This is a genomic window from Micromonospora sp. bgisy143 (genome assembly GCF_057708145.1).
In genome coordinates, this window is sequence record NZ_JBYIRN010000001.1 from 498,253 (window position 1) to 518,199 (window position 19,947).

The 19,947-nt window shown below is 72.4% G+C and carries 19 protein-coding genes; 4 read left to right on the forward strand and 15 right to left on the reverse strand.

What is annotated here, in order from left to right:
- The first annotated feature begins 147 nt into the window (after positions 1 to 147).
- A complete protein-coding gene (locus AC3EN4_RS02385) occupies positions 148 to 1,464 on the forward strand; it encodes a D-arabinono-1,4-lactone oxidase (protein WP_435204301.1) in 1,317 nt (438 codons plus the stop codon).
- A 4-nt stretch (positions 1,465 to 1,468) separates the two neighbouring features.
- On the opposite strand, the gene AC3EN4_RS02390 is transcribed toward AC3EN4_RS02385, so the two are convergent.
- From AC3EN4_RS02390 to AC3EN4_RS02435, 10 genes are all read right to left on the reverse strand, one after another.
- Positions 1,469 to 2,446 (reverse strand): NADPH:quinone reductase, encoded by a 978-nt coding sequence (locus tag AC3EN4_RS02390; protein WP_435204302.1) that lies wholly within the window; start codon positions 2,444 to 2,446, stop codon positions 1,469 to 1,471.
- Positions 2,446 to 2,745: an antibiotic biosynthesis monooxygenase family protein gene (locus AC3EN4_RS02395; protein WP_435204303.1), complete on the reverse strand. Its 300-nt coding sequence runs from the start codon at positions 2,743 to 2,745 to the stop codon at positions 2,446 to 2,448. Before AC3EN4_RS02395 ends, AC3EN4_RS02390 begins: the two co-directional genes overlap by 1 nt.
- A 5-nt stretch (positions 2,746 to 2,750) precedes the next feature.
- Positions 2,751 to 3,377 carry a TetR/AcrR family transcriptional regulator gene (locus AC3EN4_RS02400; RefSeq protein ID WP_435204304.1) on the reverse strand — a complete coding sequence of 209 codons (627 nt, stop codon included), beginning with the start codon at positions 3,375 to 3,377 and terminating at the stop codon, positions 2,751 to 2,753.
- Between the two features lie 102 nt (positions 3,378 to 3,479).
- Positions 3,480 to 4,706, reverse strand: a complete 1,227-nt coding sequence (locus tag AC3EN4_RS02405) for a CapA family protein (RefSeq protein WP_435204305.1) — start codon at positions 4,704 to 4,706, stop codon at positions 3,480 to 3,482.
- 75 nt (positions 4,707 to 4,781) lie between these two features.
- Positions 4,782 to 7,637, reverse strand: a complete 2,856-nt coding sequence (topA, locus tag AC3EN4_RS02410; RefSeq protein WP_435204306.1) for a type I DNA topoisomerase — start codon at positions 7,635 to 7,637, stop codon at positions 4,782 to 4,784.
- Between the two features lie 404 nt (positions 7,638 to 8,041).
- On the reverse strand, positions 8,042 to 8,815 hold the full coding sequence (locus AC3EN4_RS02415; RefSeq protein ID WP_435204307.1) for a hypothetical protein: 774 nt from the start codon (positions 8,813 to 8,815) through the stop codon (positions 8,042 to 8,044).
- Positions 8,806 to 9,345 carry a hypothetical protein gene (locus AC3EN4_RS02420; RefSeq protein ID WP_435204308.1) on the reverse strand — a complete coding sequence of 180 codons (540 nt, stop codon included), beginning with the start codon at positions 9,343 to 9,345 and terminating at the stop codon, positions 8,806 to 8,808. Before AC3EN4_RS02420 ends, AC3EN4_RS02415 begins: the two co-directional genes overlap by 10 nt.
- Positions 9,346 to 9,446: 101 nt before the next feature.
- Complete coding sequence (locus AC3EN4_RS02425; RefSeq protein WP_421474154.1) at positions 9,447 to 11,795, reverse strand: sodium-translocating pyrophosphatase; 2,349 nt, start codon at positions 11,793 to 11,795, stop codon at positions 9,447 to 9,449.
- Between the two features lie 332 nt (positions 11,796 to 12,127).
- Positions 12,128 to 12,562, reverse strand: a complete 435-nt coding sequence (locus AC3EN4_RS02430) for an ATP-binding protein (RefSeq protein ID WP_234584146.1) — start codon at positions 12,560 to 12,562, stop codon at positions 12,128 to 12,130.
- On the reverse strand, positions 12,562 to 12,918 hold the full coding sequence (locus AC3EN4_RS02435) for an STAS domain-containing protein (protein ID WP_355049272.1): 357 nt from the start codon (positions 12,916 to 12,918) through the stop codon (positions 12,562 to 12,564). Before AC3EN4_RS02435 ends, AC3EN4_RS02430 begins: the two co-directional genes overlap by 1 nt.
- 131 nt (positions 12,919 to 13,049) lie before the next feature.
- On the opposite strand from AC3EN4_RS02435, the gene AC3EN4_RS02440 reads away from it, so the two are divergent.
- The 3 genes from AC3EN4_RS02440 to AC3EN4_RS02450 all read left to right on the forward strand — a co-directional run bounded on the left by AC3EN4_RS02440 (position 13,050) and on the right by AC3EN4_RS02450 (position 16,661).
- A complete protein-coding gene (locus tag AC3EN4_RS02440; RefSeq protein WP_435204309.1) occupies positions 13,050 to 15,392 on the forward strand; it encodes a DEAD/DEAH box helicase in 2,343 nt (780 codons plus the stop codon).
- A 99-nt stretch (positions 15,393 to 15,491) separates the two neighbouring features.
- A complete protein-coding gene (locus AC3EN4_RS02445) occupies positions 15,492 to 15,695 on the forward strand; it encodes a hypothetical protein (protein ID WP_422737884.1) in 204 nt (67 codons plus the stop codon).
- A gap of 387 nt (positions 15,696 to 16,082) precedes the next feature.
- Entirely contained in the window at positions 16,083 to 16,661 is a 579-nt protein-coding gene (locus AC3EN4_RS02450) for an LURP-one-related family protein (protein ID WP_422737883.1), read from the forward strand.
- 208 nt (positions 16,662 to 16,869) lie between these two features.
- On the opposite strand, the gene AC3EN4_RS02455 is transcribed toward AC3EN4_RS02450, so the two are convergent.
- From AC3EN4_RS02455 to AC3EN4_RS02475, 5 genes are read right to left on the reverse strand one after another with little or no spacing between them, the layout of a single operon-like run.
- Positions 16,870 to 17,394: an Rv3654c family TadE-like protein gene (locus AC3EN4_RS02455; RefSeq protein WP_435204310.1), complete on the reverse strand. Its 525-nt coding sequence runs from the start codon at positions 17,392 to 17,394 to the stop codon at positions 16,870 to 16,872.
- Positions 17,394 to 17,777 carry a TadE family type IV pilus minor pilin gene (locus AC3EN4_RS02460; protein ID WP_435204311.1) on the reverse strand — a complete coding sequence of 128 codons (384 nt, stop codon included), beginning with the start codon at positions 17,775 to 17,777 and terminating at the stop codon, positions 17,394 to 17,396. Before AC3EN4_RS02460 ends, AC3EN4_RS02455 begins: the two co-directional genes overlap by 1 nt.
- A 44-nt stretch (positions 17,778 to 17,821) precedes the next feature.
- Entirely contained in the window at positions 17,822 to 17,989 is a 168-nt protein-coding gene (locus AC3EN4_RS02465; protein WP_109818247.1) for a DUF4244 domain-containing protein, read from the reverse strand.
- Between the two features lie 22 nt (positions 17,990 to 18,011).
- A complete protein-coding gene (locus tag AC3EN4_RS02470; RefSeq protein WP_435204312.1) occupies positions 18,012 to 18,650 on the reverse strand; it encodes a type II secretion system F family protein in 639 nt (212 codons plus the stop codon).
- On the reverse strand, positions 18,650 to 19,396 hold the full coding sequence (locus AC3EN4_RS02475; RefSeq protein ID WP_435204391.1) for a type II secretion system F family protein: 747 nt from the start codon (positions 19,394 to 19,396) through the stop codon (positions 18,650 to 18,652). Before AC3EN4_RS02475 ends, AC3EN4_RS02470 begins: the two co-directional genes overlap by 1 nt.
- Positions 19,397 to 19,947 lie beyond the last annotated feature (551 nt).

Consider the following 19,947-nt stretch of genomic DNA (forward strand, 5'->3'; position numbering starts at 1 on the left):
CGGCGCCACCCCCCTTCGACGGATGAACATATCTCCACGTCACGAGTCCGTGACTACCGGTACAACGAGCGGACCGCAATTGCGGTATTTACCAGGGACAACGTTCCTGATATGAAGTCAGTTCATATTCATGAATGAGGAGCGCGCATGGTCGGCACCGCACCGCTCACCGCACCCTGGTCCAACTGGGCCGGCAACCAGCGTGGCAGCGCCACCGCCATCCTGCGGCCCGGCTCGCCGGACGAGGTAGCGGAAGCCGTCCGGGACGCCGCCGCCGTCGGCGGCCGCATCCGCGTCGCGGGCAGCGGCCACTCATTCACCGCCGTCGCCCTCGCCGACGACCGGCGGATGGAGTTGTCCGAGCTGGAGACCGGCGTGAGCGTGGACGTCGCACGCCGACTGGTCACCGTACCGGCGGGGATGCCCCTGCACACGCTCAACGGACTGCTCGCCCGGCACGGCCTCGCGCTGCCCAACCTGGGCGACATCGACGCACAGACCATCGCCGGCGCCATCTCCACCGGCACCCACGGCACCGGTGCCGGCTACGGCTGCCTCTCCACCTTCGTCGAAGCCCTCACCCTGGTCACCGGCACGGGCGAGGTGCTGCACTGCTCCGCGGACGAGCACCCCGACGTCTTCGCCGCCGCCCGGGTCTCGCTCGGCGCGCTCGGCGTCCTGGTCGAGGTGACCCTGCGCTGCGTGGACGCCTTCGTGCTGCACGCCCACGAACGCCCCGCCGCCCTCGACGACGTGCTCGGTGACCTGCCCGCCCTGATCGGCCGGCACGACCACGTCGAGTTCTACTGGTTCCCCTACACGTCCCGGGTCCAGGTCAAGGCCAACGACCGGGTACCCGCCAACGACCGGCCGCTGTCCCGCTGGCGCGGCTGGCTGGACGACGACTTCCTGTCCAACCGGGTCTTCGCGGGCGCCTGCCGCCTCGGTCGGGCCGTGCCGGCCCTGGCACCAGGCATCAGCGCCGTCTCCGCCCGGGCGCTCACCGAACGGCGGTACACCGGACGCTCCGACCGGGTGTTCTGCACCCCGCGCCGGGTCCGCTTCGTGGAGATGGAGTACGGCCTCCCCCGCGCGGCGCTGCCCGAGGCGCTCGCCGCGCTGCGCCGGATCGTGGACGAACTCCCGTTCAAGATCCTCTTCCCGGTCGAGGTGCGCTTCACCGCCGCCGACGACATCTGGCTGTCGCACGGCTACGGCCGGGACAACGCGTACATCGCCGTGCACCAGTACGTCGGCATGCCGTACGAGCCGTACTTCCAGGCGTTCGAGCAGGTGACCGCCGCGCTGGGCGGTCGCCCGCACTGGGGCAAGCTGCACTACCGCGACGCGGCGTCACTCGCCGAGGCGTACCCCCGCTTCGCCGACTTCCGGGCGATCCGCGACCGCCTGGACCCGCACCGCGTCTTCGCCAGCCCGCACCTGACCCACGTCCTCGGCGCCTGAGGCGTCAGACGTCCAGGACGACCCGCCCCCGGGCACCGCGCTCGACCAACTCGTGCGCCTCGGCGATCTGCGCCAACGGCAGCCGGGCGGTGATCGGATAGCGCAGGTCACCGGCGACCAGCGCCGCCGTCAGGTCGGTCGCGGCGGCCTCGTTCGCCGACTCGGGGAAGTCGTCGTTGCTGAGGAACCGGACCGTGATGTTCTGGAAGCCCAGCGGCCAGTACGGGATGGTGGGCTCGGCGGCCCCGGTCGCGTAGGTCGCGATGACGCCACCGATGCGCAGGATCTCCAGGTTGGTCGCCAGGTTGGCGTCGAAGGCCAACTCGGCGACCCGGTCGACCGGCTCCCCAGCGGTGCGGTCGAGGATCCGGGCGGCGATGTCACCACCGGCGGTGTCGACCGCGTGGTGCGCGCCCGCCTCCAACGCCTCGTTGACCTGCTCCGGCGTACGGACCGTCGCGATCACGGTGGCGCCGCCCCGGCGGGCCACCGCCACCGCCGCCCGTCCGACCGCGCCGAGGGCCCCGGTGACGAGGACCCGCTGCCCCCGCACGGGACCGTCGGCGAAGATCGCCCGGTGGGCGGTGATGCCCGGGATGCCGAGCCCGGCGGCCTGCTCGTACGGCACCTCGGCGGGCAGCGGTACGGCGTGCCGGGCCGGCACCACCGTGTACTCGGCGGCGGTGCCGAACGGCCGGTACGACTGGGCGAGGTAGACCCAGACCCGCTCACCGATGCGGGACACGTCGACACCCGGGCCGACCGCGTCGATCACTCCGGCCCCGTCGCCGTGTGGGACGACCCGGGGAAACGCCATGCTGGACCCCCACCAGCCCTGCCGTTTTCCCAGGTCACCGACGTGGATCCCGGACACCGACACGCGGACCCGGACCTCACCCGCACCCGGCGAGGGGTCGGGCAGCTCGCCGACCTGGAGTACGTCGCGCGCCGGACCCTGCCGGTCGTACCACGCGGCGCGCATCACGCACCCACCGGATCGGTCGTGGTGCCCTCCTCGGAGCTGATCACCTCGTCGATCAGGGAGAAGAACGCCTGGATGCCGGGCTGGTTCGCGCCCTTGCGCCGGGACTCGGCGAAGTCTTCGGGCGAGGCCCAGAAGACGATGTCCAGCCACTCCCCGGCATCGAGTCGGATCAGCCGTGCGCCGAGGAAGCCGGCACGGTCGGCCTGGAAGTCGTCGAGCATCGCGGGCCGGGCGGCCAGCAGGGCATCGGCGCGCTCCGCGGCCACACGAAAGCGGGTGATCTCAACGGTGGTCATCGTCCTCAATCCGTTCGGGTACGGGAATCCGGGTTCTGGACACCCAGCATCAGGCTGAGCTGGGTGAGCAGGACGTCGCGGAAGTTCGCGGGTGACGGCGTGGCATGGTGCTGGACGCGCGAGACGATCAGACCGGCCAGAGCCGCGAGCAGGAAGTCCGTCACCGCGTCGGCGTCGTGGGTCAGCGTGAACGCCCCCCGCTCGGCGCCCTCGCGCACGGCGGCCAGGAAGGGTGCCCGGTACCGTGCCAGCACCTCGGCGCTGTGATCGCGGAGTTCGTCGTCACGCATCGCGGATCGCCAGAACTCGACCAGGATCCGTCGTTCGCTCGCCGAGTTGTGCAGGCTCCGGTCGGTCAGGGCGACCAGTCGTCGCCACGGGTCGGCCTCGGCGACCGAAACCGCCTGCAGGGCGGCGACCTCCCGGTCGGTGAACACCCGCATGGCCTCGATGATCATGTCCTCCCGCGACCCGAAGTAGGTCTGGAGGGTGCTGATCGCGACGCCGCCGGCCGCCGACACGTCCGCGAACCGCGTGTTCTCGTATCCGCGCGATGCGAGCACGTCCATCACGGCGGTGAGAACGGCACCCCGCTTCTCCCCGCCCGCACGCCTCGTTCGACCAACCGGCATGACAATACGGTACGGCGGTACCGATTCAACGGGTAGGCGCGCGATCTCGGGTGTGGTGCAGAGCACCCCCTGCGCGGGCCGGCGCCGTAGCGGCGGTGGCGCTCAGCCGCCCGACGCCACCACCTGGTCCGCGCCGGCACCGAGGGCCCGGACGTAGCCGAGCACCCGCTGGTACGCCGCCCGGTAGTCGTCCCGCCGACCCGGTGGGGTGCCCGGGTCGGCAAGCGCTGCGGTCAGATCGACCAGCCGAAGGGCCGGAGTCAGGTCGGTCCAGGTCGGCAGGGCCTCCATCCGGGTCACCGTCCAGTGCCCCGGGCGGGTCTCGGTGAAGGTCGCCCGGGCCATCACACCCTCGCGGTTGTCGTCGATCGGCTCCTCGTGCCGGGCCAACTCGTTGCCCATGCCGAAGACCACCCACTTGTCGCCGAAGCGCTGGAACGGCTGCACCGCGTGGGCGTGATGGCCCAGGATGAGGTCCACGTCGGGCGAGGAGATCAACTGCTGGGCCCAGGCCCGCTGGTCGGCGTCCGGCAGGTGCTCATACTCCGTACCCCAGTGCAGGCTGAGCACGACGATGTCGGCGCCGGCGGCCCGCGCCCTGTGGGCGGCGGCCAGGATCTTGGGGGGATCGATCAGGTTGGCCAGCCACGGCTTGCCCGGAGGACGACTCAGCCCGTTGAAGTTCAGGCTGTACGCCAGGTGCGCGACGCGAACGTCGCCGACCTGATAGATCCGGGGCCGAGCCGCTTCGGCGGCGCTGCGGGCGCTGCCGGTGTGCCCCAGCCCGGCGGCGTCGAGTGCGCGGATTGTCCGGGCCACCCCGTCGGCGCCCTGGTCGAGGGTGTGGTTGGAAGCGGTTGAGCAGCCGTCGAACCCGGTGGCGCGCAGCCCTTCGAGCACCTGTGGGGGCGCGTTGAACGACGGATAGCCGGCGAACGGGCCGGCGGGATCGGCCAGTGGCGTCTCGAGGTGGCACAGCGCCAGGTCGGCGTCGCGGACCACCGGGGCGACCCCGGCGAACATCGGGGCGAAGTCCATGCTTCCGGCACGGGCAGCGTCCCGGCGCGCCTGGTCGGTCACCGCTGGATGGATCAGAACGTCGCCCGCGGCGACGAGTCGTACGGTCCGCCGGTCGGCGGGACTGCGGGTCGGCCCGGCGGACGACCCCGGGGCGACGGCCTGCGGTGACGAGCGCCACGCGGTGGCGGCGGCCGGCGAGGGGTCGTCCGCGTCCATCGTCCGGATGCCGATCGCGGCCACGGCGAGCAGCAGCGCACCCGCCGCAGCACCGACGAGAACACGGCGGCGCGGGACAGGGACTGCGAACATCCCCTCACGTTAGGCAGTCCACGCCAGACCGCCGCCACCAAATTGGACATTTAACCCATTTGGGGCGTCGAGCTGTCACTCCTCGGCAGGACCGGTGGTGGCCTTCTTCGGAGCCGCCTTCTTCGCCGGGGCCGCCTTCCTGGCCGCCGTCGCCTTGGCAGTGGTGGTCTTCTTCGCGGCGGTGGACTTCGCGGCGGCAGCCGTCTTCTTGGTGGCCGTCGCCTTCTTCGCCGGGGCGGCCTTCTTCGCCGGGGCCTTCTTCGCCGCCGCCTTCTTGCGCGGGGCCGGGCCCTTGGCCCGCTTGTCGGCCAGCATCTCGGACGCTTCCTCGATGCTCAGCGCCTCCGGGGTCTGCCCGCGCCGCAGGGACGCGTTGACCTCGCCGTCGGTGACGTACGGACCGAACCGCCCGTCCTTGATCACCAGCGGCTTCTCGGTCAGTGGGTCGACGCCCATCTCCCGCAGGGGCGGCGCGGCAGCCCGTCGGCCCCGGGTCTTCGGGGCGGCCAGCAGGGCCAGCGCCTCGTCCAGGGTGACCGTGAACATCTGCTCTTCGGACTCGAGTGAGCGGAACTCCTCGCCCCGCTTCACGTACGGCCCGTAGCGGCCGTTGTTGGCGAACACCTCGACGCCGTCGGGCGCGACGCCCACCAGCCGGGGCAGGCTGAGCAGCCGCAGCGCCTCGTCCAGCGAGAGCGACTCCGGCGTCTGCGAGCGCAGCAGCGACGACTTGCGCTCGCCGCTGGAGACGTACGGGCCGAAACGGCCGGACTTGAGCACGATGGGCTCGCCGGTCGCCGGGTCGTCGCCGAGCTTGCGCTCACCGCTGCCGCCGAGGAACAGCTCGTGCACCTTCTCCGGGGTCAGCTCGTCCGGGGCCAGTCCCTCGGGGATGGGCGCCCGGTCGCCCTGGGGAGCGGCCTCCTCGCCCTCGGCCGGGGCGGCCGGCGGCTCGCCGGGGACCGCCCGCTGGAGGTACGGCCCGTAACGACCGACTCGGACGACGACCTCGCGGCCCTCATCGTCGGTGAAGAGCGGGATCGAGTTGACGCTGCGCGCGTCGATCTCGCTCAGGTTCTCGGTGACCAGCTTCTTCAGGCCACCTGCGTGCGCGATGGCCTGGTCACCGGTGCCGTTGGTGCTGCCGAAGTAGAAGGAGGTGAGGAAGTCGACCGCGGCGTGGTCACCGCCGGCGATCTCGTCCAGCTCGTTTTCCATGCTGGCGGTGAAGTCGTAGTCGATCAGGCGGGGGTAGTGCCGCTCCATCAGACCGATCACCGCGAAGGCCAGGAACGTGGGGATCATCGCCTGGCCGCGCTTGGTGACGTACCCCCGGTCCTGGATCGTCTGCATGATCGACGCGTAGGTGGACGGGCGGCCGATGCCCAACTCCTCCAGGGCCTTGACCAGCGACGCCTCGGTGTAGCGCGACGGCGGCTGGGTGTGGTGACCCTGCGCGGCCAGCTCGTCGGCGGTCAGCGGCTGGTCCTTGACCAGGGTGGGCAGCCGGCGCTCGGCGTCCTCGGCCTCGGCGTTCTCGTCGTCGCTGGACTCGACGTACGCGCGCAGGAAGCCCGGGTCGGTGATGGTCTTGCCGGTAGCGCCGAAGTCGGCCTCCTCCTGGGAGGTGGAGACCGCGCGGATGCGCACCGAGACGCTGGAGCCGACGGCGTCGGTCATCTGCGAGGCGATGGTGCGCCGCCAGATCAGCTCGTAGAGCTTGAACTCCTCGGCGGACAGCTCCTTGGCCACCTCGCCCGGGGTACGGAAGTTGTCCCCCGCCGGGCGGATCGCCTCGTGCGCCTCCTGGGCGTTCTTGACCTTGCCGGTGTAGCGGCGGGGCTCCGGCGGCACGCTGCGCTCGCCGTACAGCTCGACGATCTGCCGGCGGGCCGCCGCGATGGCGGTCTCCGACAGGTTCACCGAGTCGGTACGCATGTAGGTGATGTAGCCGTTCTCGTACAGGCGCTGCGCGGTGCGCATCGTCTGCTGCGACGACAGGCGCAGCTTGCGGGCCGCCTCCTGCTGGAGCGTCGACGTGATGAACGGCGCGTACGGGCGGCGGCGGTAGGGCTTCTCCTCGACCCGGGTGACCGTGAACGGTCGTCCGTCGAGCCGGGCGGCGAGACCCCGGGCACCGCCCTCGTCGAGGTGCACGACGCCCGCGCCGGCCCGGACCTTGCCAGTGGTGGGCTCGAAGTCCTTACCGGTGGCGATCCGGTCGCCGTTGAGGGCGATCAGGGTGGCGTTGAAGGTGCGCGGCCCCTCGCCGGCGTTCGCCACGGCGAGGGTGGCCAGGATGTCCCAGTACTCGGCGGTGCGGAAGGCCATCCGCTGCCGTTCCCGCTCGACCACGATCCGGGTCGCCACGGACTGCACCCGGCCCGCCGAGAGCTTCGGCATGACCTTCTTCCACAGCACCGGGGAGACCTCGTAGCCGTAGAGACGGTCGAGGATGCGCCGGGCCTCCTGGGCGTCGACCAGGTCCCGGTCGATCTCCCGGGGGTTGGCCACCGCGGCCTGGATCGCCGGCTTGGTGATCTCGTGGAAGACCATCCGCTTGACCGGCACCTTGGGCTTGAGGGTCTCGACCAGGTGCCAGGCGATGGCCTCGCCCTCGCGGTCCTCATCCGTCGCCAGGAAGATCTCGTCGACCTCCTTGGCCAGCTTCACCAGCTTGCTGATCTGCTGCTTGCGGTCGGCGGACACGACGTAGAGAGCGTGGAATCCGTTGTCCACGTCCACCCCGAGGCGGGCCCAGGACTCGCCCTTGTACTTGGCCGGCACGTCGGCGGCGTTGCGCGGCAGGTCGCGGACGTGACCGAAGCTGGCCTCCACGACGTACCCCGGGCCGAGGTAGCCCGAGATCGTCTTGGCCTTCGCCGGTGACTCGACGATGACCAGACGGGTGGTTCCAGCGTTGCTCGGCACGTTTCTCCCCGACCTCACTCCTGCTCGTGGCCTGCCGGCGTTACGACAGCGACCGCTCTCGACCCCGCCGTGGCACCGGCGGTCCGGATGTCCAACGTAACGCGCCGTCCGCGTTTCGGGTTTCGCGGGCGGCAATCCGCTGCGGCGCGGCGGTCGACTCCCGCCCGCCGTGCTCGGCACTGCCGGACGGCGCCACCGTACACCGTGGGTAGGGCTCGAAGCGGGTCACTGTGACGATGAGGGACCCCCAACCAGCTGATCCAAGCCCCGCTGTCCAACACCGGACACCCCACCCCCCGCCACCCCCTGTCCGCCCCCGCTCGCGGCGATCATGGGGTTGTGGTGGGCGTTTACCTCCCGAAGGAGAAGTACGTCCACCACCACAACTCCATGATCGACGGGCGTCAGCGCGGTTCGGGCCAGGCGTCGGGTGGTGTTGCTGGCGGTGGGGCGCCGACCAGTTCGGCGAGGCGGGCCAGGCGGCGGCGGCCGGTGATCCGGTACGCCGGGCCGCCCTCGTCCGGGTCGAGCAGCGTGCCGGCCAGGCCGGCGGCGGCGAGGGCCGCGCCGATCGCGTCCCAGGACCGCTGGTCACCCGCGCCGAGGCCGAGCAGGAATCCGCCCGGTGGCTCCGGGCTTCCGGCGGCGGCGAGCCACAACCGCAGCCGCCGGCCGGTCAGGTGGAAGGCCGCCGGTGGACGCTTCGCCGGGCCGTCCAGCCAGGCGACCGCGAGCGGCTTCAACAACCGGGTGTACGACGTCCGTACGGCGTGTCGCTGGTCCTCGGTCGGCTCCCAGCTCGCAGCCAGCCCCCGCAGCGCCAGTTCGGCGACGAGCACGTGCACCCGCCAGGCGGCGTCCACCCGCACCGCGAGACGGGCGGTACCGCCCATCCGGACCACCTCGCCGGGCCCGGCGAGCAGCCCGGCCAGATCGGCGACCGCCGGTTCCGCGGCGTCCGCGCCGAAGAAGACGAGTTGCCGACCCGCGTCGTCGGTACGGGGTGGCCCGGGATGGGCCGAATCGGACCGGTCAGGACCGCCGCGCCGCCGGCTGGGGCCCGAGGTCGCCGGGCCCGACGTGACCGGGTCGGCGCGCGCCGGATCGGGCTCGGGTACGGGGAACAGCGCCGGCAGCGACTGCGCGGCCGGCGTGTCACCGAGCCCATTCAGCGACACTCCGGCACCTCGTCGAAGGCTTGTTTCAGCTCCTCGGAGTTGAGCTGGCTGGTGTCCAGCGCGCTGGCGTCGTACTCCTTGTTCAGGGTGTCCACGGCGGCCCGGACGCCGTCGTAGAAGGCGGCCGGTTCGTCGGTGCCCAGGCCCTCGATGGTGTCCCGGGCCCGGCCGTAGGCGTCCCGCATCTTCTCCAGCGACCCCCGGAAACCGGCGGAGATGGCCTCGCCGTTGTCGGTCTCCGGGATGCCGGCCTGCTCGACCTTGCGGCGCGCGGTCTCGCTGGCCTGTTCCGCGCCGCCGAAGAGCCGCACCAGGTTCTCCTTGGCCTGCGCCGGAGTGGTCTGCGCCGTCATCTGCTGATCGGTGCTGCTGGTCAACTTGCTGATCTCCGAGCGCCACGGGGTGAGCGCGCCGCAGACCGAGGCCGCCCAGGCCCGTGGGCTGGGCCCGCCACCGCAGCCGGCGAGGACGACGAGCGTGGCCAGGACCACCGTGAGCTTTCCGGCGGCAGACGCCCGGCACGTACGCATGCGTTGCAGCGTACGACCTTTGGCCAGGTGTGGCACCGGTCCGGATGGCCGGGGTCCCCGCCCGACGGGTGCGTCGAACGGGGACCCCGGTGCCGCCGGTGTCAGGCGTTGACGGTCTCCGGACGGTGGTCGGCGCTGCCCGCGCCGGTGTCGGAGTCGTCCATGGCGATGCCCTTGCGCTTGCTGAAGACCACCGACGCCACGATGATCAGCGTGGCGACCAGCGCGATGCCCACCCGCAGGCCGACGTTGCGGTCATCGCCGACGCTGTACGCCACCACGGCGGGCGCGATCAGCAGCGAGACCAGGTTCATCACCTTGATCAGCGGGTTGATGGCCGGGCCGGCGGTGTCCTTGAACGGGTCGCCGACGGTGTCGCCGATGACCGTCGCGGAGTGCGACTCGGAGCCCTTGCCGCCGTACGCGCCGTCCTCGACCAGCTTCTTGGCGTTGTCCCACGCGCCACCGGAGTTGGCCAGGAACACCGCCATCAGGGTGCCGGCCCCGATCGCGCCGGCCAGGTACGAGGCGAGCGCGCCCGGGCCGAGGCCGAAGCCGACCGCGATCGGCGCCAGGATGGCGAGCAGGCCGGGGGTCATCAGCTCGCGCTGCGCGTCCCGGGTGCAGATGTCGACGACCTTGCCGTACTCCGGGCGCTGGGTGCGGTCCATGATGCCGGGCAGCTCACGGAACTGCCGGCGTACCTCCATGACGACCGCGCCGGCCGAGCGGGACACCGCGTTGATGGCCAGCCCGGAGAAGAGGAAGACGACCGCCGCACCGATGATCAACCCGACCAGGTTGCGCGGGTTGGCCACGTTCAGCGAGTTCAGGATCTCGGTCCCGACGTCGCCCACCCCGGCGTCCGCGTACGCGGTGCGCAGGGTGTCCGTGTACGAGCCGAACAGCGCGGTCGCGGCGAGGACCGCCGTGGCGATCGCGATGCCCTTGGTGATCGCCTTGGTGGTGTTGCCGACCGCGTCCAGCTCGGTGAGCGTCCGCGCGCCGTGCTCGTCGATGTCGCCGGACATCTCGGCCACGCCCTGGGCGTTGTCGGAGATCGGCCCGAAGGTGTCCATGGCGACGATGACGCCGACGGTGGTGAGCAGGCCGGTGCCGGCCAGCGCCACCGCGAACAGCGACAGCGTGATGGAGCTGCCGCCGAGCAGGAACGCGCCGAAGACGCCGGCGCCGATCAGTAGCGCCGAGTAGACCGCCGACTCCAGGCCGACGCTGATGCCGGCGAGGATGACGGTGGCGGCGCCGGTCTGCGAGCTCTTGCCGATGTCCTGCACGGGCCGCTTGTTGGTCTCGGTGAAGTAGCCGGTCAGCGCCTGGATGGCGGCGGCCAGCACGATGCCGATCACCACCGCGCCGATGGCCACCAGGCGCGGGTTGCGGTCGACGTCGCCGAGGCCACCCTCCAGCTCGGCGAAGGTCGCCGGCAGGTACGCGTACGCGGCGATCGCCACCAGCACCGCGGAGATCACGGCGGAGATGTAGAAGGCCCGGTTGATCGCGGTCAGGCCGTTGCGGTCGGAGGCGCGCAGCCGGGTGATGAAGACGCCGACGATGGCGACCAGCACGCCGATCGTGGAGATGATCAGCGGGAAGACCAGACCGTCCTCGCCGAACGCGGCCCGGCCGAGGATCAGCGCGGCCACCAGCGTCACCGCGTACGACTCGAACAGGTCGGCGGCCATGCCGGCGCAGTCGCCGACGTTGTCGCCCACGTTGTCGGCGATGGTGGCGGCGTTGCGCGGGTCGTCCTCGGGGATGCCCTGCTCGACCTTGCCGACCAGGTCGGCGCCGACGTCGGCGGCCTTGGTGAAGATGCCGCCGCCGACCCGCATGAACATCGCCAGCAGGGCGGCGCCGAAGCCGAAGCCCTCCAGCACCGTCGGCGCGTCACCCCGGTAGACCAGGACGACGAGCGCGGCACCGAAGAGGCCGAGACCGACGGTGAGGAAGCCGACCACGCCACCGGTCCGGAAGGCGATCTTCATGGCCGCCTCGCGGCCACCCTGTCGCTCCCGGGCGGCGGCGGCCACCCGCAGGTTGGCGCGGGTCGCCAGCCACATGCCGGCACCACCGATGGACGCGCTGAACACGGCGCCCACCACGAAGAAGAGCGAGCGGCCGAGCTTCACGGCCATCTCGCTGCCGTCGGTGTCGTGCACCGGCAGCAGGAAGAGCAGCACCACGGCGACGACGACGAAGATCGCCAAGGTGCGGAACTGGCGGAGCAGGTAGGCCGAGGCGCCCTCCTGGACCGCCCCCGAGATCTCCTGCATGTTGGTGGTGCCCTTGCCGGCTGCCAGCACGGCCTTCGTCAAAGCGGCGGCGAAGACGAGCGCCACCAGCGCGATGACCGCGGCGATGACGACGTACGTGACATTGCTTCCGGTAAGGGAAAGCCCGCCGCCATCGGCGGCCAAGGTCTCGGACATCTGTGTCCTCCTGTTACCGAACACTCGCGTCGACGGGTGGAGACGCACCGGTCGACGCCTGGATGCGGACTCGCAAGCGCGCGCCAACCCACCCCAGCGGACCAGCGATGACCACCCATACCCGCTGGCTGCGGGTTGGATCACTTGCTGACAACCCGGGTACTGTAGCCCTCCACAGTGTTCGAGGTCACACGGAGGGGGCACCGTGTCTCGATGATCTTCGTCGCTGTGTTATGAAACGAAATCTGATATAGGGCCCGATCCATGACGACAAGGCCGCATCCCCGGCGGGACACGGCCTTGCTCTTATTCGGTTCGGCGGCCCTGACGGGTCAGCGGCCGACCGGCCACACCATCCGCACCTCGGTGCCGATGCCCTCGTCGACCGGTCGCACCTGGAGGTCCTCCACGAAGCCCGCGAGCAGGGCGAACCCGACACCGGTGGTGAGCGCCTCGTCGGTCAGCGACTCGTTCGCCAACTCGTCCGGCGGCAGCGCCGCCAGTCCGATGCCGGCCTCGATCGGCGCGCGGTCCACCACCCGCACCGCGTACGTGCCGCCGTCGGACATCTCCACCAGCACCGGGTCGGCCAGGCCGTACTGGCGGTGCAGGGCGACCGCCCGGGTGCACGCCTCACCGATGGCCAGGCGCACCTCGTCCAGCAGGTCCTCGCGGACACCGGCCCGCCGGGCGACGGCCACGCCGACCAGCCGGGCGGTACGCACGTGCACCGGGGCCGGAGAGAAGGAGAGCCGGACCGTCGCCATCACGCGTTGGCGCCGCTCGGGCCCGCGCCGGCCGCCGCCTCGACCGTGGCGTGCAGCGGGAACACCTGGTCCAGCGCCGTGATCCGGAAGATCTTGAGCAGCGGCTCCTTGTCGCAGACCAGGGCGAACGAGCCGCCGGCCGTCCGCAGCCGCTTGTGCGCGCCCACCAGCACGCCCAGCCCGGTGGAGTCGAGGAAGTCCACCCGCCCGAGATCGACGATCACGTGCCGGGCGCCACCGTCGATCAACTCGAGGAGGCGTTCGCGGAGCCGGGGCGCGGTGTAGACGTCCACCTCACCGCCGACCTCGAGCACCGTGTGCTCGCCCACGGTGCGCGTCGCCAGCGACAGCTCCATCGGTCCTCCTCGCCAGAGCCGTAAACTCTCCTGGGCATCTAACCACTACCGCCGGGACACCCTGCGGTCACCGGCGGCGGCTTTCCCTTACCCCCGGGCCCGGCTTTTCATCTCCGAACACCAGTGCGAGAGTGCAGGACGTGACTTCCTCCCCGCCGGTCGACCTGCTGCGCCGGCTGCGCGCCCGGGGCGCGGGCGACCCGGTCACCCACGTCGAGCGGGTGCCCGCCCGCGTCGGGGTGCCGGCACCGTGGCCGGCGTGGGCGCCACCGGAGCTACCGGCGGCGTTCGCCCGCCGCGGCGTGGTCGCGCCCTGGCAGCACCAGGCCGAGGCGGCCACCCTGGCGTACGAGGGCGGCCACGTGATCGTCGCCACCGGCACCGCGTCCGGCAAGTCGCTGGCGTACCAACTCCCGGCGCTTGCCACGCTGCTCGCCGACCCCCGGGCCACCGTGCTCTACCTGGCACCGACCAAGGCCCTCGCCGCCGACCAGCTCCGGGCCGTCGCCGGCCTGGAGCTGGAGGGGGTACGCCCCGCCTGCTACGACGGGGACACGCCACGCGCGGAACGGGAGTGGATCCGCCGGCACTCCCGCTTCGTGCTGACGAACCCGGACATGCTGCACCACGGCATCCTGCCCGGCCACGCCCAGTGGTCCGGTTTCCTGCGCCGACTGGCGTACGTGGTGATCGACGAGTGCCACACCTACCGGGGTGTGTTCGGCTCGCACGTGGCGCACGTGCTGCGCAGGTTGCGCCGGCAGTGCGCACGCTTCGGCGCCAGTCCGGTGTTCGTCCTCGCCTCGGCCACGTCCGGCGACCCGGCGACCGCCGCCACCCGCCTCACCGGCCTGCCGGTGACCGCGGTCACCGAGGACACCTCGCCCCGCGGCGGGGTGACCTTCGCGCTCTGGGAACCGCCGCTGCTGCCACCCGACTCGGGCTCCTCTTCCCCGGTTCCTCCGCAGCCGACAGGTGACCACGACGACCTCCGTCAGGTCCGCCGGTCGGCGCTGCGGGAGACGGCGGACCTGCTCGCCGACACGGTCGCCGAGGGGGTACGCACACTCGCGTTCGTCCGCTCCCGCAAGGGCGCCGAGGTGGTGGCGGCCAACGCGCGCCGGGCGCTCGACGACGCCGTGCCCGGGCTCGGCGACCGGGTGGCCGCCTACCGGGGCGGCTACCTGCGCGAGGAGCGGCGTGAGCTGGAACGGGCGCTGCTGCACGGTGACCTGCTCGGCCTGGCGTCCACCAACGCGCTGGAGCTGGGCGTGGACCTGGTCGGGCTGGACGCGGTGCTGATCTGCGGCTACCCGGGCACCCGGGCGTCGCTATGGCAGCAGGCGGGCCGCGCCGGACGTTCCGGTCAGGAGGCCCTCGCGGTGCTGGTGGCCCGGGACGACCCGCTGGACACCTACCTGGTGCACCACCCGGAGGCGATCTTCGGTGCCCCGGTGGAGGCGACGGTCCTCGACCCGGCCAACCCGTATGTGCTGGCCCCGCAGTTGGCCTGCGCCGCCGCCGAAGCCCCGCTGACCCCCGCCGACCTGGCGCTCTTCGGCGACGGGGCGAAGGAGGCCGTGGACGAGCTGGTGGCGACCGGGGCGCTGCGACAGCGGCCCACCGGCTGGTACTGGCGGCACCGCGAGCGTCCCGAGGTGGACCTGCGCGGCGAGGGCGGCGCGCCGGTGTGCGTGGTGGAGTCGGCCACCGGTCGGCTGCTCGGCACGGTCGACGGCGGCTCGTCCCACTTCCTGCTGCACCCCGGCGCGGTCTACCTGCACCAGGGTGTCTCGTACGTGGTCGACGAGTTGGACCTCGCCGACGGCTGCGCGCTGGTGCACGTCGAGGAGCCGGACTGGTCCACCCACGCCCGGGACGTCACGGACCTGTCCGTGGTGTCGGTGCGCTCCTACGTCGACGCCGGGCCGGTCGGGATGTTCCTCGGCGAGGTGGACGTCACCAGCCAGGTGGTGTCGTACCAGCGACGGCGGATCGCCACCGGCGAGGTGATCGACACCCGGCCGCTGGACCTGCCCGCCCGGGAGCTGCGCACGGTGGCGGTGTGGTTCACGCTGTCCGAACGGTCGCTGACGTCCGCCGGGGTGCAGTCGGCCGACGTGCCGGGTGCGCTGCACGCCGCCGAGCATGCCGCGATCGGCCTGCTTCCGCTGATGGCGACCTGTGACCGGTGGGACATCGGTGGCCTCTCCACCGCCCTGCACCCGGACACCGAGGCGCCGACGGTCTTCGTCTACGACGGGCACCCGGGCGGCGCGGGCTTCGCGGAGCGCGCCTACGGGACGGCGTCGGCGTGGCTGCGGGCCACCCGCGACGCGATCGCGGAGTGCGGCTGCGAGACCGGCTGCCCGTCCTGCGTGCAGTCACCGAAGTGCGGCAACGGCAACAACCCGCTCTCGAAGCCGGACGCGATCCGGGTCCTCGACGTGGTGCTGCGGAATCTGCCCTCCTGAGTCACCTTGCATGAATCCCGGTTGCACTGGGCACAATGGTGTGGGAGCGCTTCCATCGATGCTTGTGTTGTAGTTCGCCCCCGTGCCCGAGGAGAAGTTGTGGCCGACACGATCGCCGAGACCGTCGACCTGCTCTACACCATCGACCAGGACCATCTCACCCTCGACCAGCAGATCGCGCTCGGGAGCGCGCTGGCCGCGTTGGCTCAGGCCGAACGGCTGGAGCAGATCAACGAGCGGCTGCGCAGCATTCATCAGGTGCTCAATACCTGGTCGCTGCGCTCGACGGTGGACGGTCGCTGAATCCGCGTGACCGGTCCGGCGGGGCGGACCGGTCAGGCTGGACCGGCGCAGGTGAGTCGGTGAGCCTCGGCCCCTGGGCGTGGGCTGCTCGGGGTGAACCGGCCTGAGTGGCACGGGCCGGTCGGGGTGGCCGGGTGGGGTTGGTCGGTGTGGCCGGGCTGGCGTCGGTCGGTCGGGGTGGCCGGGTGGCGTTGGTCGGTCGGGGTGGCCGGGTGGCGTTGGCCGGTCGGGGTGGCCGGTCGGGGTGGCCGGTCGGGGTGGCCGGTCGGGGTGGCCGGTCGGGGTGGCCGGTCGGGGTGGCCGGGTGGCGTTGGTCGGTCGGGCACGGGCCGACGGGGGTTGCCCGGCTGTGCGAGACTCCGGCGCGACACCCCCTGAGGAGACCAGATGCAGCTCGACAACTTGCAGACCCTGCAGCAGTTCCACATCCGCCAGCGCCTGCGGATGATGGTCAACCAGTACGAGGTCCGGGCGGTCGCCCCGGACGGCAGCGAGGGCGAGCTGCTTGCCTTCGCGCAGCAGAAGCGCCTCGCCTTCAAGGAGCAGGTGACGATCTACACCGACGACTCCAAGCAGCAGCCCCTGCTCGGCTTCAAGGCCCGCCAGCGCATCGACCTCGGTGCCACGTACGACGTCACCGACGCTGCCGGCAACCCGATCGGCCTGTTCCGCAAGGACTTCGCGCAGTCGCTGCTCCGCTCCACCTGGCACGTCGAGCAGGCCGGCCTGCCGCAGGTGACGGGTCAGGAGCGCAGCCTGCCGGTGGCGCTGCTGCGCCGGTTCGTCGACTCGCTGTCCTGGCTGCCCTACCACTTCGACTTCACCGCCGGCGGCCAGCCCGTCTTCTCGGTGGTCAAGAAGTGGGGCCTGCGCGACAAGTACGTCGTCGAGGTGCAGAACCCGCAGATCGACCGCCGCCTCGTCATCGCCATGGCCGTCGCCCTCGACGCGCTCCAGGCCCGCTGACGTCCCGGCTGGCGTTTCGCCACCCCGCCCGCGATCTTGCACTTTGTGCGCCGGCATAGGCCACGAAAGCCACATCTCGTCGACACAAAGTGCAAGATCGGCGGTGCTGCCCCCTCAAGCCCGGCGCGCGGGGGCAGGGCGCAAAGCCCTGCCCCACCGCCCAGCGCTGCCCGGTCCAACCCGCCCAGGCTCGGCCGGGTTCTGTCGTTCAGCCGCGTACCGGGCCGGCGCGGGCCGTCGACGTCGCTACCCGGGTCAGCCCTGGAATCGGCGTGAACGTCACCTCGACGGTCACCAGCACGTCCAGCCCGTCGACGACGCAGCCCACCACCCGGCCGGCGTTGTCCCGCACGATGTCTGCGGCGAACGCGCACGCCGCCGGATCACCGTCGAGCACCCGGGCAGCCCCGGCCAGCGCGCCGAGATCAGCGGCCACCGCCGCCCGCTGGGCCGCCACCCCGGTTGCGGCGACGGCGGCACCGAATGTCCCGACCAGCACGAACACCAGCCCCAGCGCGAGCAGCAGGACGGTCGCACCACCCCGCTGCGGATCTGCTCGGCCGTCCCGGTCTCGCGCGATGTCAGGTCTGCGGCTACGGAACCGACCATGGCCCGGACCGATGCCATGGCTGCCGCTGTCACCGTCAGGTCTGCGGCTACGGAACCGACCATGGCCCCGACCGATCTCATTGCTGCCGCTGTCACCGCGTGGCCGTACCGTCGGTCGGGGCATCACCGGCTCACCTCCTGAGCGCCTGGTTCGACGGCGGCGACAGCGGTGGCTACCACCGTGATCCGTGGTAGCCGGCCGCCCAGCGCCCGGACGGGCGCACGGACCGTCGCCCGCGCCCGATCACCGTCGATCGACACGGATACCTCCGCCCCCGGCGGCGCGCCCGGTTCACCGTCCGCGTTGCTGGCACCCCGGGCGGCGGCGAGCGCGGCCTCCCGGGCGGTGTGCAGGCAACTCGCCTGCGTGCTGACGGTGTTAACCGCCGTCAGACCGGCGAGCAGGAGCAGGAGGAGCGCCGGCAGGCCGGCCGCGAGTTCGGCGGTGAAGGAGCCCCGCTCGCCGGCGACGGCGTGCACCCGCCGGCCGCCGACGGAGGCGCGCACGGGAGCGTCCGTGTTCCGCGTACGGTCGACCTGCCGGCGCCCGATCACTTGAGTGCCCGGTCGATGACCGCGGTCAGCGCCGACTGGACGTTGCCGGAGGTCAGCACCTTCAGCAGGATCCCGGCGAAGGCCACCGCGGCGAGCGTGCCGACGGCGTACTCGGCGGTGTTCATCCCGTCGTCGCCGTGCAGTCGGGCGATGAGTTTGCGCATGAATCTTCCCTTCCTCGATGGGTCAGAGCACGTCGCCGAGAACGGCGACGATCACCGGCACCAGGCCGGCGAGAATGAACGCGGGCAGGAAGCAGAGCCCCAGTGGCAGCACGATGAGTACGCCCGCCCGACGGGCCGACGCCTCGGCGGCGGTGGCCCGGTCGGCCCGCAGGTCGTCGGCGAGACGGGTCAGCGCACCGGCCAGCGCCGCGCCGCTGTTGGCTGAGCGGAACGCCGCCGCGGCCATCCGATCGGCTCCCGGCACACCGTCCAACGCCGACCATGCCTCTGCCTGGCCACCGCCGAGGAGCAGTGTGCGGCCGACCCGGGCCAGTCGAGTGGCCAGCGGGCCGTCCAACGCCTCGGCGACCGCCAGGACAGAGCGGTCCATCGGCGCACCGGCACGCATCGCGGCCGCCAGGAGATCGGCGGCGAGCGGCAGATCAGCAGCCTCCCGGAGCCGCTGGTGACGGACGGCAGGAGTTTCGATCCGCCGCAGCAGCAGATCCAGCAGGACGGCGACCGGAACCGCTCCCAGCACACCGAACCAGCCCCCGACGACCACTGCCACGGCCAGCCCGGCCAGACCAGCGGCGATCCGGATCGCATCCGGACGACGACGTAGGCCCGCGGCCCAGCCGACAGGCAACGCCGGAGGCATCAGGCCGCCCGCCCGGGCCCAGCGCCCAGCCGCTCGGCCCAGAACAGGCCGACGACCTGCAGGGCGACCGCGAGAACCGCGCACACCCCACCGACCGTGCTGTGCAGGAGCACCGCCAAGGGATCGACGCCGATCCCGTACCCGAGCCCGATCCCGCCCATCGGCAGAGCCGCCAGCAGCCAGGCAGTGGCCCGTGCGCCAGCCGCCTGTGCCGCTGCGGCGGCCAGCCCACGGTCGGTTGCCCGGGCGTCCGCCTCGATCCGCTCGATCAGCTCCGCGAGTGGCGCGCCGGTCCGATCCGCCAGCCGCACGGCGGCTGAGGTCAGGTCGCCAAGCCGGTCGACGCCGGCCGCCGAGGCTCCCGTGCCGGAGGCGACCTCCATGGTCGACGGGACGGGCAGACCCGCCCGGAGGTCCGCCGCCAGGCCGCACAGCAGGTCCAGGCCGCGCCGTCGGATCAGTTCAGCCTGCCGATTCGCCCTCCAACGCAGCAGCGCGCGGGCAGCGAGCGTGCCGTAGCCGGCGATCGCCACCGCCGCCACCGGCCCGCCGGACAGGGTGCCGACACCGGCTCCCGCCAAACCGACAAGCAGGAGTACCCGACGCGGTGACCGTCGGGCGCGTACCGCAGGGGTCGAGGACCGGCCGCCGACCCGGTGCTCCGCCGCGTTCGCCACCGGCCTGCCGGCATCGCGGTCCGACTGGTCCCCGAACAGCCCGCCGTGACCCGCCTGGTCAGCGAGCAGTCCGCCGTTTCCGCCGTGACCCGCCTGGTCGGTCAGCAGCTCGCCAGTCCCGTGACCCGCCGGTTCCGTGGAAAGCTCGCCGGCCGCGTGGTGCGGCGAGTCGACGGCCGCCCGGGTCGCGACCTCCGGCCCGGCGACGGCGGTGGGCCGGCGCGGGTCCCGGCGGGTCGGCGGACGTGCCGGGCCGGCGGGTCGGGTGGGCCCTGCCGCTCGGGTGGGCCCCGCCGGCCGGGTGGGCCCTACCGGGTGGGTAGGCCCTGCCGCTCGGGCGAGCCCCGCCGGCCGGATGGGCCCCGCTGTTCCATTGGTTGCCCTCGAACGACCGGGGTTGTCGTCCAGGTCCCGGGTGGACCAGGCGACGACCGCCCGCCCGCTGCCGGGCGTCGACTGCGCCAGCAGGCCCGGTTGGGCCGGGGCCGCCGCGCCGCCGAACTCGTCGGTCGGCCGGTCCGGCCCGCGAGCGAGGTCCCTGATCCACTCGACCAGGGCGTCGTCCGGGTCGACACCGACGGCGCGCCGGGCCGGCGTCAGCACCCGACGTCGGCGGTCCC

Excerpts from the sequence above, each read along its gene's own strand:
- AC3EN4_RS02385 (WP_435204301.1), top strand. The coding sequence starts at position 148 with ATGGTCGGCACCGCACCGCTCACCGCACCCTGGTCCAACTGGGCCGGC.
- AC3EN4_RS02390 (WP_435204302.1), bottom strand. The coding sequence starts at position 2,446 with ATGCGCGCCGCGTGGTACGACCGGCAGGGTCCGGCGCGCGACGTACTC.
- AC3EN4_RS02395 (WP_435204303.1), bottom strand. The coding sequence starts at position 2,745 with ATGACCACCGTTGAGATCACCCGCTTTCGTGTGGCCGCGGAGCGCGCC.
- AC3EN4_RS02400 (WP_435204304.1), bottom strand. The coding sequence starts at position 3,377 with ATGCCGGTTGGTCGAACGAGGCGTGCGGGCGGGGAGAAGCGGGGTGCC.
- AC3EN4_RS02405 (WP_435204305.1), bottom strand. The coding sequence starts at position 4,706 with ATGTTCGCAGTCCCTGTCCCGCGCCGCCGTGTTCTCGTCGGTGCTGCG.
- AC3EN4_RS02420 (WP_435204308.1), bottom strand. The coding sequence starts at position 9,345 with ATGCGTACGTGCCGGGCGTCTGCCGCCGGAAAGCTCACGGTGGTCCTG.
- AC3EN4_RS02425 (WP_421474154.1), bottom strand. The coding sequence starts at position 11,795 with ATGTCCGAGACCTTGGCCGCCGATGGCGGCGGGCTTTCCCTTACCGGA.
- AC3EN4_RS02430 (WP_234584146.1), bottom strand. The coding sequence starts at position 12,562 with ATGGCGACGGTCCGGCTCTCCTTCTCTCCGGCCCCGGTGCACGTGCGT.
- AC3EN4_RS02435 (WP_355049272.1), bottom strand. The coding sequence starts at position 12,918 with ATGGAGCTGTCGCTGGCGACGCGCACCGTGGGCGAGCACACGGTGCTC.
- AC3EN4_RS02450 (WP_422737883.1), top strand. The coding sequence starts at position 16,083 with ATGCAGCTCGACAACTTGCAGACCCTGCAGCAGTTCCACATCCGCCAG.
- AC3EN4_RS02455 (WP_435204310.1), bottom strand. The coding sequence starts at position 17,394 with ATGCCCCGACCGACGGTACGGCCACGCGGTGACAGCGGCAGCAATGAG.
- AC3EN4_RS02465 (WP_109818247.1), bottom strand. The coding sequence starts at position 17,989 with ATGCGCAAACTCATCGCCCGACTGCACGGCGACGACGGGATGAACACC.
- AC3EN4_RS02470 (WP_435204312.1), bottom strand. The coding sequence starts at position 18,650 with ATGCCTCCGGCGTTGCCTGTCGGCTGGGCCGCGGGCCTACGTCGTCGT.